Here is a 12,246-nt window from a genome sequence, read left to right on the forward strand (position 1 = left end):
TTGATATGTACAGCAGTTAACTTAAGGAAAATATGGATTTACTCAAATAAAAACGAGATCATTAGAGAGGTAAATGGAATAAATGGAACTTTTCACTTTAAGACTTGAGTAATAAGGAATAGAAAAAAAATCTAATAAGGAAGTTCCAATTTACAGCAGACGATATTATTTCATTACTGACAGTAATTGTCGGACAGCCTCCAAGCTAGCGGGATATTCGACTGAAATAAACACTCCATGAAACTCACTGTCCTTGTTGATAACAACACCCTTATTGACAGGTATTTCTTTGCCGAGCCCGGTTTGTCTTTTCTGCTGGAGGATTCAGACATCTGGGTTCTTTTTTGATACCGGTGTTCGGATATCTTCCTTATAAATGCCCGGAAATGGGGCTTTCACTTCTGGATCTTGATTACCTGGTCCTCTCCCATCCCAAAGGCTTCAATGTGAAACTTCAGTCCGGAGAAGAACTCTTGTCTGGCTGTTCCGGAGTCGGGCTTGAAAGATGGGCTGCGGTCTTCCTTGCGCAGAAAGGGCTTGACCCTGCAAATTGGCCTGAGGAGTTCAGAAAGAGAGTAGGCAAAATGCCAAAAGGCATCCGTTTCCTTTAAATTTTTCTTCAAACTTTTTTCCCTAAATGTTTCTTCAAACTTTTCTTCAAACTTTTTTCCCTAAATGTTTCTTCAAACTTTTTTCCTAAACTTTCTTCAAACTTTTCTTTACACTTTTTCTTCAAACTTTTTTATTTTCTCTTTTTAGCAGATAGGCAGAAAGTGTTTCTAACCGATTTGTTTATATACTGATATGATATGTATAGTGAGCCATTAACTAGTTAGATGCCGCTAATTTCTGAGATCTTCTGGCGATTTTCCGGATCATATTTTTTGATTATCAGGAGCCTGTAGTTGCCGGAATATAGGGGACGGGTCCAGGTTCGGAAGCCTATTGAAGCTCGGAAGTTTCATCTTGAAAGGGAAACGCTAGTGCAAAAAGCACCACAAACTGCGCCTGGCAGCGCAAAGTCTGTGCAAAAGCGCTGAAGGTCATTCATGCTCATTGATTAAGGAAAAAGCTCACCCGAGCATCCGGAATAAGAAACTGAAAGGCTTGAGGGCCGCAGGATAAACCAGCAGCATAGAAAATTCAACTAAGTACTAGAAATAATACAAAATCATAAAAGGAATATTACTTCGGAGGAATCACTTGGCAAGAAAGAAAGTACAGAGAAAGCTTGACGGATGGAAGTCCAAGGAATGGTACAATATTGAAGCTCCTGCTTACTTAAACAGAGCTATTGTCGGTAACACTATGGCAGGAGATCCTTCTCTTCTTGTAGGACGCAATATTGAAACCACTGTTGGGGAACTTACCAACGATATGACCAAGAATAACACTAAGGTCATCCTCAGGATCAACAATGTCGTAGGAGACGTTGCAACTACTGACCTCATGGGCCACGAACTTACAACCGACTATATTCGCTCAATCGTGAAGAGGCAGACCTCCAGGATTGACGCAAATATCGATGTTAAAACCAAAGACGGCTATGTCATCCGTGTAAAGCCTACCTGCTTCACCATCAAAAGGGCACGTTCAAGCCAGATCAAAGCCATCAGAGAAATGATGGTCGAAATCGTCAAAAAGCGTGCATCAGAAGCCGATTTCGAGACCTTTATGCAGGAAGCAATCCTTGGCAGGCTCTCAGCAGCCATTTACAGGCAGGCCAAGTTTATCTACCCGCTCCGCAGGGTCGAAATCCGCAAAACCCAGGTTGAAGCAGCACCTGCACCTGCTACATCCGCTGCACCCGAACCTGCAGCAGCGTAATTTCGTTCTGGTTCAATATCAAGAAGCAGGGGAAAATCCGAAAGGATTTTCTTATCTATTTTCTTATCTATTTTCTTAGTTTCTTTAGTATACGAGTTTCTCGCTCTTACTGTTTTACTTACTCTTTTTCAGGCCCGCAGCCGATACTTTTGAAGTTTTTTCTGTTATTGGGCTTGATGGCAAGCTTGTTGACAGGCTTGCTGCTGAACTTGTCTCTAAACTCGCTGACGGTTTTGCTGCTGAACTTGTCTCTGAACTTGCTACCGGTTTTGCTGCTGAACTTGCTGCAGGACGGCGTACAGAAGCCTTTTCCCTGATCCTTGTTTCGGCTCCTTTGCCTGGTTTTTTCCAGTATTTTCTGCCTTCCGGACAGCGCCGGTTTACACAGAAATCTTCCTCAGGGCTGTCGTCTTCTTCTTTCAACCTGAACAGCTTCCAGCCGCAAGTTTCACAGGTCCTGTCGAGAAGAGTCAATTTTCCGGTTTTCGGGACTGAATGAGTGTATCCGCAGCGTTTCGTGCAGCCCAGGAATCGGGTGTCTTTAAAGGTGATCAGAAACATATTTCCGTCACATTCAGGGCAGGGACCGACCGTTTCTGGGGGATAGCATTCTTTTTCAAGGTCGCAGGTAAAGCAGGGGCCTATGCCCACAGCCCAGTTATACTTATTTCCTACTTTCAGGACAGCTACTCCTTCCTTTTTACATTCCTTGCTCCTGAGTACGGTCAAAGCCCCGGCTTTTGGCAGAGGATAAGAATTTCTGCAATCGGGATAACCTGTGCAGCCCACAAAGCGGCCTGAGTCAGTCTGCACAATCCTGAGTACGTGTCCGCAAACTTTACAGGTTCCGATGTAGTTTTTCTTGTCTTCAAGTGCAGCTTCATCCTTAATCGTGCCTGCTATGCTTGAAGTCAGCTCCTTTTTGTTTGCCTCAAGCTGGGCGTACATCTCCTTGATCAGGGCTGTGCCTTCGTCAAGGGCAGTTTCAAACTCTTTTTTTCCGTCTTCTACTTCCTGAATAAGAGCCTCGATCTTTGCCCTTATTTCCGGCTTTACTAGAATAGGAACAGTCAGAGAGAGACCATCCATAAGGGTAAAGCCTGTATCCAGAATAGAGATGGTTTTTCCTTTTGTCTCAAGATACCCTCGCTTCTTGTTTGTTTCAATATGGGTGGGAGCTGTGGCCTTTGTCCCGATTCCGTTTTTGTCCATAAGGGTCAGAAGTTCGGCTTCGGTCAGTTTCTTTGGCGGGCTGGTTTTGGACTTTGTATTGCTGAGCTTTTTTATGCCCACTTTCTGGCCTTCTTCTACAAACGGGAGAAGTTTATCCTTTTTATTTTCGAAAGGATAGGCTTCGAGCCAGCCTGAATCCTTGAGCACGGTTCCTGATGAATCAAAAGGTTCCTCATGTATGAGCAAATGGAGATGCGTTTTTTCGAAAACGGCTGCAGGCATAAGGTTTGCCAGGAAATGCCTTGCTATAAGGTCATAGACTTCAGGTGCCTGAGGGATATTTACTGCAGAGCTAACCTCTCCTCTTGAAGCCGCTCTTATCGGGTGAATAGGAGGGTGGTCGTGTGCATCTTTTTCCCCGTTTTTCGGGACAATTGGGGCTATAAGGATAGACTCTGCAAAAGGTCTGTATTCCTTCTGGCGTGCAAAATCAAAGACAAGGGACTTGAAATCAAAGTCGTCTTCGTATTTGTTTGTCTCGGTCCTGGGGTAGCTGGTAAAACCTGCAAGGTAAAGCTGTTCTGCAACCTCAAGGGCAATTTCCGGGCTTATCCCGAGGAACTTGGAAGCCCTTTTGAGGAATTCTGTAGTATTTAAGGGATTCGGAGGGCTGGTTTTTGTTTCTTTTACTGTCTTTTTTGCAACTAACCCTTCCTTTGCCCCTTTCAGCCGTTTGAAGATTTCAACAGCTTTTTCTTTGTCATGAATATTTCCTGCCCTGTGAGTGCCTTCGAAGTCTCCTCCTTCTTTTCCCCCTTCTTTTCCCCCTTCTTTTTCTCTTTCTTTTCCACTTTCTGCCGAGAAAATCGCTGTTATCTTCCAGAAGTCCTTTGCCTGAAAAGCCCGGATTATCTTTTCCCTTTCGTATACAAACCCGCAGGTAGGTGTCTGGCAGGGGCCGATAGAAAGTATGTCCTTTGTTCTTGCTCTTTCCCTGACCGAAAGCGTGACAAAGCGGGTGAAAGCTGCCCCCATTTTAAGGTCCAGAATCTGTCTGGCTTCTGCAGCCATTGCCATGTTGTAGTCCGGGTCTATCAGGCTTTCAAAAGCTTTTTTTACCTCCTTTGGGGAGAGAGACGAAAAACGTGCCCTTTCAACCGGTACATTTGTCACTTCTTCTGCAAGTGTTTTGGCTTCAAATCCTATGTTTTCTCCTTCCCTGTCATAGTCGCAGGCAAGGACGATCTTGTTTGCTCTTTTTGCCAGATTTTTTACTGCAGCAGCGTACTCAGCTCGCGTTACAAGTTTTTGCGGGTCGACTCCAAGAAGCACACCCGGGTTGACTTCATTCCATTTGTTATACTGCTCCGGAAAGTCATAATTCATAATATGCCCGGAAAGTCCCATTACCAGCCACTCTTCACCTTTCCACTTGAATTCATATACTGGCAGCCCTTCAACTGTTATCCTCTCAACTTCCCCCTCGCCCAGGATGCTGGCAATCTGGGATGCTGCCTTATTCTTTTCTGCAAATGCGACAACTGTCATATAAAATACCCTGATTCCGTTCTTGAGATTATATTGGGATCTAAAATAGTATTAATAAGAAATGTGTGTACGGAAACGCATAATGAAGCTAATTGAAACACATAATGAAGTGAATTAGGAAATGCACCTGAAAGATTTCTCTTCTTTTTTCTCGTTTATTTTATGTGCATCGGCTTAATCTTACTGGTCAGATTCAATTATTTTACTGGTCAGATTCAATTATTTTACTGGTCAGATTCAATTATTTTACTGGTCAGATTCAATTATTTTACTGGTCGGACTCAATAATTTTACTGGTCAGATTCAATTCTTTTACTGGTCGAATTCAATTATTTTACTTATTATATTCAATTATTTTACTGGTCAGATTCAATTATACCGGTAAGCTGTAAAAGCCTTTACTTTAAAAACAGTTTCCGTGGTTTTCTTTCTGCGCATGCTCTGAATAATATACACACATTATTTATATATTTGACTGCTTATACATATTATATGACTTGCCAGACATGAAAAGATATATATGAGTTGTCTGTTCTAGTCTGCAAGATATAAGTACCGGATTTATCTTTATCCTAATTATTCTGGTCAACCTTATAATATGCTTATGAAATGTCGGTTAGTTGCAGTCAATGATATTGCTGTTATTTGACATGTTTTCATCGAGATCTGTTAATTAATATAATATTATAATTTTTCATTAACCCGCAGTCTGGAGTAACAATGACACTGATGGAAGATGCGAAGAAGGGAATCATCACACCCTCTATAGAAGCCGTGGCAAAAGCTGAAGGAATTGACCCTGAGACTGTCCGCTCCTGCGTGGCAAAAGGGCTAATCACTATCCCTGTAAATAACAGGCGAGAGACCCTTCCTATAGGTATTGGCAAGTATATGAGCACAAAGATCAATGCCAATATCGGGACATCGAGAGACTATATAGACATTGATGCCGAAATCGAAAAAGCAAAGGCCGCAGAAACTTTCGGCGCTCATGCCGTAATGGACCTTTCTACAGGCGGAAATCTGGACGAAATTCGCACTCGAATCCTGAAATCTGTTAACATTCCAGTCGGGACGGTCCCAATCTACCAGGCTGCAGCTTCCAGGAAAGTTGTTGTGGAAATGACTTCGGATGATATGTTCAACGCCGTCCGGAAACATGCCGAACAGGGAGTTGACTTTGTGACCGTGCACGCCGGGGTTAACTTAAACTCACTTGAACGGCTGCGCCAGAGCGACAGGATCATGAATGTCGTGAGCCGCGGAGGCTCTTTTACCCTTGCCTGGATGCTGCATAACGGAGAAGACAACCCCTTCTATGCCGAATTTGATTATCTCCTTGAAATCGCAAAAGAATATGATATGACCCTGAGCCTTGGAGACGGCATGCGTCCAGGCTGTATTGCCGATGCCTCCGACCGCCCGAAGTTTATGGAGTTTATCACGCTCGGTGAACTCGTAAAGCGGGCAAGAGCTGTCGATGTCCAGACTTTTGTGGAAGGCCCTGGACATGTGCCTTTGAACGAAATCGAACTCAGCGTTAGGGGTATGAAGGAACTCTGTAATGGTGCTCCTCTCTATCTTCTGGGCCCGCTCGTGACTGATATTGCTCCCGGCTTTGACCACATTACAGGTGCAATAGGAGGCGCAGTTGCAGGGATGTACGGTACGGATTTCCTCTGCATGGTAACTCCCTCGGAACACCTTGCTCTTCCAGCCCTTGAAGATATAAAAGAAGGCCTTCTCGTAACAAAGGTTGCAGCCCACACTATTGACCTTATAAAAGAAGGCCCGAGAGAACGCGCCTGGGAAAAAGATCTGGCAATGGCATATGCCCGCAGGGACCTTGACTGGGAAAAACAGTTCGAACTGGCAATCGATGGCAACAGGGCCCGCAAAATCCGGGATGCCAGAAAAACTGAAAGCGATACCTGCTCGATGTGTGGGAATCTCTGTGCCTTGAAAATTGTAAAAGAGGCTTTTGAGAAAAAGAAAATGGAAGAATGAATTTTTTCCATTTTCCAATTCTTTTCTCATTTAACTCTTTTTTTGTATCTTCTTCAAATTAAGTGGAGATCTCTCACTTTCAATTTTCACTCAACGAACTTTTTTTCTAATGAGTTGATTTACTGATTAGTTTAGCGATGGTTTGAAAAACCAAAATTAGGACAATCTTACTACAGGGTAATGACGAAATCGATAGTCAAAAAGGGTAAGGTGAAAAGTACTTTCATTTCTTTGTGCCTGTGATTAGAAGATGATTCGAAGAATTTCATGTGCGTTTTGGTAGAAAACAACTGATCAAACTTTATGGATAAATGAAGAACTTTAGAATTTTAAAGATATCCTATTTCTTTTATCAGCGGAGTGGGAATTCCCTCTATATAATGCGTAGACCCGAATATTTGAATTTGTTGACTGTTCCTACTATTCCAAAAGAGTCAACTATTCCTGCGAGTTATACATAATACATCAAATAACTGTTAATATTAAGTAATACTATGCTAAAAGGAAATCATAAATTAAACATATAGTTTGATAGTTTAATAGTTTAATAATCTGGTTAAAACCTTTACAATTTATATAATTTGTTTTACTAGTAATTAATGGAGTTCAAATTTACTCTACAGGACCCATTTTAACTATATATGCCCGGGAGGTATAGGTGGCAAATTTTTCATGATGAAAAAATCTATTTATAAAATATTGTTTATTGTCGTTATTATTGTTTCTCTGATTATCGTAGTACCCTCAGTACTGTTTACGCCTGCACACGTCAAGTCGAATATGTCAATGGATAATAAAACACCTGTTAAAGAACAACAGATAGCTGGCTTATTTATTGAATTTGAAAATGGAACTACTGAGCAGGAAGTTAAAACTATTCTTGAAAATTCCAATATACCTGTAAACTATAGTATAGATTACAATACTGACATTAGCGCAGGAAGGAACTATGCAAAAGTAGAAAAAGACAAAAAAATGGCTGTAGTAGATGAATTTAAGAAAGGAGAAAAAAATTCCTGAACCCGGGTTTCCTCCTGATATCAAAAAAGGGGATTATTACATAATTGTATCCTCAATAGGTTTTGAAGACGAAAATTTTCTTAATGTGATGAAAAAAAATAATCTTCAGGTGAAAATGACAACTATGTGTTATGTTTCTTTTGGAAATGAACCAAAAAATTGGATTCCAGAGAGTGACGCAATCAGGATAAGAAATGAGCTTGAAGCAAATGAAAAAGTCTTTATTGTAAATTTTGACGGTGTTGCATATTAAGAGAAGTAATGATTTGACTTTTAGAAAAACTAAAGCGCTGGACTAAGGATGACCTCTTTCTTTCCTGTAGTAACGCTGTAGATTAGAATAGACAATTAATAACTATAAAGCTGTTACTGAAATTAATAACTATAGACCTTTCATGAGTGGGACTCCTACACATGCTAGAGTTTGTCGAGGATACAAACAAGTTGACTCAGCACAATATTTGCGTATCTGCGATCCGTCTCCTACGTCGTTAGGTATGGCTTACTGGGAAGCACTTGGTTCTGAAAGTGATCGTATATATATGGGGAGTTAAAAACTCTCATCTTTTTTGGGATGAAGTATATGAGCAAAATAAATAATAAAATTGCTGCTTTTATCTTTTTTCTGACTTTAGCAGTATTATTTGGATTGGCTATAAAAACTTCATTTGACATGGTAAAAGAAACTCAAACCCCTAAAATATCTGGTTTTCTGATCCAGTTTGAAAATGGAACAACTGAGCAAGAAGTTGAAACCATTCTCGGAAATTACAATATGACATTGAACTATAGCATAGATTGCAATGCAGATAATGGAGGTTACAAATACTACATAAAGGTGAACAAAGATGAAGTGCAGGAGATAGAAGAGAATGGATTAAGGAAAGACGAAAATTGGACTGATTCTGGTTTTCTAGTCATTACGAAAGGAGATTATATTATATATCCAGTAACAGAGCAAGCCATCCATGATAAAAATTTTCTTGCACTAATGGAAACAAATAATCTTCAGGTGAAAACGTTCGTTTGGTGTTTAGTTAGTTATAGAGGTAATTCTAGGGATGATATTCTGGGAACAAATTGTATTACTCAGAAAGATGCAGTTAGAATTAAAAATGAACTCGGAATGAGTGAAAAAGTTTGGATCGTGATGCCTGAATATATAGAATGGTGATAGTAAGGGGAAAATTACTGGATTCCATAAGCATAGTCTTTCCCAAAATTTCTATATTTTGCCCTTGGGTTACCAGACCTCACCCAAATTCCCTCCAAAATTCCCTGGAAAATGAATTATGTTTATGCTCAACAGAGTACGAGCTCATCCCAAAACTTGAAATTCGCTTCTTGAGCCTCGAATTTTGAATAAGCAATCAAGTTTCTGATCATGAAAACAACTTTGAAAATTCCCAAGGATTAAGAATAAAGTGACTTTTGGGATAGGCTCTACAAATATCTGGTATACTTCCTGTCGGAACACTGTAAATTATGGGATAGATAATTAATAATTTTAAGCAAAGAAATTAGGTGGAAACATGGAAGAAGTCAATAAAAAACTTCGCCATTTAGGAATAGCCCTTCTGATTTTAGCAGGATTTTTAATAATCTTACCATATCTTTTCATGGGTCCCCCTACATCTTTTTTTTATGTAGAGAATGGAGATGAAACTAATCACACAGTACTTATTAAAATAGTTGATTCAAATAGCAAACCAATATTTGAAGAGAATTATAAACTGTCTCCTCACGAAAAAACAGAAGAATCTAAAAGTTTATGGTTATTACTCAAGATGTCTTTTCCATTAAGTAAAAATAATTATACGATAAAGGCAACTTTGGAAAATAATATAAGCACGGAGGAAAGCGTATCGTTGAATCCCTGGACTAGCTTGTATATCTCAGTAATAGACGAGTCTGTTTTTATTGACAGTCTTCAAGTTTAACCGAAATACAAAAGTATTGGCTTTGTAGAAATCCTTAATTTGAGCCCAAAACAAGTTTAGAATATTTTATTTATGTTGCACATTGACAGTTTAATTGTTATTTCATTGTCGCTTGAAGAGGGTTGTATGAAATCAACGACAATAGCTCTAATGATTATTTCTTTTGGAATCCTTGCACTATTGCTGGTTTTCTTTTTAGTGATTTATCAGCCTGGTGCAGGTATGTATGTTCGCGCAGATAAACTTCAGAACCCGCCAGAGAAATATGTGGAATTCAGTTTAGTAGATATCGAAAAATATCCCTATGTCGAAGAAGCAGTAAAAAATCCAGGAAAAGAAATTAAGCTCCCTTTCGATAACGACAACGGAAATATGACAGAGTTTGCTAATATTATGTATAATAACCAGACTGAATATATAAAAATTAATAATGAGTATTATGATATGCATTATGAATCCGCTGACTAATCAGTAAATACAGAATATAAGATTTTGATGTTTTTCTTAAATTAATGGGGGCTATAACTTTATAGCTGTCTTTCCGCAGATGTCTTATCAATTTCCACAATTTTTTCTGATATCGTTTTTTCTGAAAAACTCCCTGATTACTTAAACATGAATTTTTGAAGTTTTCCGAAATTTTTGGCCTTTTGCCTTCATTGAAAACTTCCAGCAGCCATTTCCTTAAGCTTCAGTTTGGATAATAACTGCAAATTTTCTAATAATTCTCCAAAAACGATAGCAGAAAAAATGTTCTTTTTTTGAAGACATCTGCGGAAGGTCAGATGTCTTATATTAGCAGTGCATATTTCCCGGGTATATTATTAGATAAAATTTTAATTCTTAAATCATTGCAATAGAAAAATATTAAAAGATCCTATGATTGCCGCAAAAAGAAAAACGGCAGCCATATTATCTATTACAGCCACCACCTTTTACAGCCTTTTCAACTGCTGGCTATATACCTTTCCAATTCTCTGTATCGTATCGGCTTCTTCGGGGTCTTTATCATCCCGGATGCGGATAAAGCGAGGGAAACGCAGCGCAAAACCGGAATCATAATTGGGGCTTTTCTGGATTTCCTCAAAAGCGATTTCCAGGACTACTTTTGGCCGGATTGCAAATACCCCACCTGCCTCTCCGCCTTCCATAAGCCCGGAAAGTATCTCTGTGAGCTCCTTTAGCTGGTCATCGGTCAGGCCTGTACCCACTTTACCGATCTGAAGATACCTCAGAGTTTCTGGGTCATAACAGGCAAGTGTGTAAGAGCCTATGAGATTTGCACGCCTTCCAAAGCCCCATTCGGCGCCTACGATTACAAGGTCAAGAGTTTCCATAAGAGGCTTTTTCTTAAGCCAGTTTTTGCCGCGCTTACCAGGAGAATAAAACGAATTCGGGTTTTTGACCATAACTCCCTCATGTCCGGCATCTAAGGCTTCCCTATAGATTTTCTCTATAAGCTCAAGGTCTCCTGTTATTACTTGTTTGTCCACGCAGATGGATTTTGAATCCTCAACCGAGCTTTCCACGCAGGACTCAAGCGCTTTTCGCCGCTCAATAAGAGGCAGGTCTATCAGCGTTTTTCCGTTTAAGTACATTATGTCAAAAAGGTTGAGCTGAATAGGGATGCCAAGGGCTTTTTCTTCCACATCGTACTTGCGCCGGAAGCGTTTAAGGATCTCCTGAAATGCCCTGGGTTTACCATTCTCGTCCACTGCGACGGCTTCTCCGTCAAGGATGGCAGATTCGGCTTTTACATGCTTGCGCACGATATCCACAAGATCAGGGAGAGAATTTGTAACATTTTCAAGCTTTCGTGAGAAAAGCGCAACTGAATTTCCATCCTTATGGACCTGGATTCTTGCCCCATCGAATTTCCATTCGATCGCAGCCTCCTTCATTTCTTTGATATCGTCAATTATATCAGGGCTGATCTGCGAGAGCATCATCTTAATCGGGCGGTTGATTTCAATTCCCAGGTGTTCAAGGGCTTCCACCCCGCCTTCCTTGGCAGTTGCAGCAACTATCCCCAGGTCATTCGTAACCATAAAGGCGTGCTCAACAACACCCGCAGGCACGGAAAAAGCTTTTGCAATTGCGTCTCTTACAACGCCTTCTCCGACACCTATGCGGAGTTCCTCAAGCGCAAGCCTGGAAATATACTTTGCTTCCCTTGGGGTCGAGGAATTGAAGAGAAACTGAAGGTTCTTTATCTTAATGTCCTGTGAGCCTTTTCCTGAGGCTTCGGAGGCAATTTTAAAACGGTTATAAACTTCGGTTATTGAGAGTTCGGGCTGTTCTTCGAAGAAAGAGGAAAAAGTAACCTGATTTTTCCTTTTCTCCTTGAGGATAAGAAGGGCTGTGTCCCCTATATCCCCGGTAGTCCGAATAAGAGATTCTATACTTTTTACTGGCATTCCGGACGCTTTGGATAAGGAAACATACAGCAGGCTCGTGCCAATTCCTAATTGTTCTCCACTCCAGGCAGGAAAAACCTCACTCATTATAAAATGAGTTGCAATGGGCAACTCTTCAACATCAACCATTTTAAGAAGGTCAGCAACCCTACTTGTAGTATCAATTGTACTCGAGATTTTTTCAATCGCCTGGCAGGTTTCTGCAAATTCCCTGAAACTTGTCATGATCAACGCAGCTTTTTAATTTTATTTTTTCCGAATTCGGGACAAAACCTGAATTCTTAACCTGAATTCTTAACCTGAATTTTTAGCCT

General features: G+C 40.4%; 10 protein-coding genes. 8 read left to right on the plus strand and 2 right to left on the minus strand.

All coding sequences use genetic code 11. The annotated features are described in order from the left end of the window. Positions 1–344: 344 nt before the first annotated feature. Complete coding sequence (locus tag FXW07_RS07430) at positions 345–611, plus strand: hypothetical protein (protein ID WP_255678927.1); 267 nt, start codon at positions 345–347, stop codon at positions 609–611. Positions 612–1,203: 592 nt separating this feature from the next. Then, positions 1,204–1,827, plus strand: coding sequence for a 30S ribosomal protein S3ae (locus FXW07_RS07435; protein WP_048121615.1), 624 nt, complete (start codon positions 1,204–1,206; stop codon positions 1,825–1,827). Positions 1,828–1,941: 114 nt separating this feature from the next. On the opposite strand, the gene FXW07_RS07440 is transcribed toward FXW07_RS07435, so the two are convergent. Next, positions 1,942–4,548, minus strand: a complete 2,607-nt coding sequence (locus tag FXW07_RS07440; protein ID WP_229394896.1) for a DNA topoisomerase — start codon at positions 4,546–4,548, stop codon at positions 1,942–1,944. Positions 4,549–5,268: 720 nt separating this feature from the next. Between FXW07_RS07440 and thiC the strand changes: the two genes are divergently transcribed. From thiC to FXW07_RS07470, 6 genes are all read left to right on the plus strand, one after another. Further along, positions 5,269–6,555: a phosphomethylpyrimidine synthase gene (gene thiC / locus FXW07_RS07445; RefSeq protein WP_229394897.1), complete on the plus strand. Its 1,287-nt coding sequence runs from the start codon at positions 5,269–5,271 to the stop codon at positions 6,553–6,555. A 780-nt stretch (positions 6,556–7,335) separates the two neighbouring features. Then, positions 7,336–7,575, plus strand: coding sequence for a hypothetical protein (locus FXW07_RS07450; RefSeq protein WP_229394898.1), 240 nt, complete (start codon positions 7,336–7,338; stop codon positions 7,573–7,575). Beyond that, on the plus strand, positions 7,544–7,828 hold the full coding sequence (locus FXW07_RS07455; RefSeq protein ID WP_229394899.1) for a UPF0228 family protein: 285 nt from the start codon (positions 7,544–7,546) through the stop codon (positions 7,826–7,828). Before FXW07_RS07450 ends, FXW07_RS07455 begins: the two co-directional genes overlap by 32 nt. Positions 7,829–8,158: 330 nt before the next feature. Further along, on the plus strand, positions 8,159–8,749 hold the full coding sequence (locus FXW07_RS07460; RefSeq protein WP_229394900.1) for a UPF0228 family protein: 591 nt from the start codon (positions 8,159–8,161) through the stop codon (positions 8,747–8,749). Between the two features lie 358 nt (positions 8,750–9,107). After that, positions 9,108–9,515: a hypothetical protein gene (locus FXW07_RS07465; protein ID WP_229394901.1), complete on the plus strand. Its 408-nt coding sequence runs from the start codon at positions 9,108–9,110 to the stop codon at positions 9,513–9,515. A gap of 72 nt (positions 9,516–9,587) precedes the next feature. Continuing rightward, positions 9,588–9,983: a hypothetical protein gene (locus tag FXW07_RS07470; RefSeq protein ID WP_229394902.1), complete on the plus strand. Its 396-nt coding sequence runs from the start codon at positions 9,588–9,590 to the stop codon at positions 9,981–9,983. A gap of 467 nt (positions 9,984–10,450) precedes the next feature. Here the strand turns inward: FXW07_RS07470 and FXW07_RS07475 are convergent, their stop codons facing one another. Continuing rightward, the gene (locus tag FXW07_RS07475; RefSeq protein ID WP_229394903.1) at positions 10,451–12,157 is read right to left on the minus strand and encodes an ATP-dependent DNA ligase; all 1,707 of its coding nucleotides are present in this window, start codon (positions 12,155–12,157) and stop codon (positions 10,451–10,453) included. Between the last annotated feature and the right edge of the window lie 89 nt (positions 12,158–12,246).

The organism is Methanosarcina sp. DH1 (assembly GCF_020804205.1).
Classification (GTDB): domain Archaea; phylum Halobacteriota; class Methanosarcinia; order Methanosarcinales; family Methanosarcinaceae; genus Methanosarcina; species Methanosarcina vacuolata.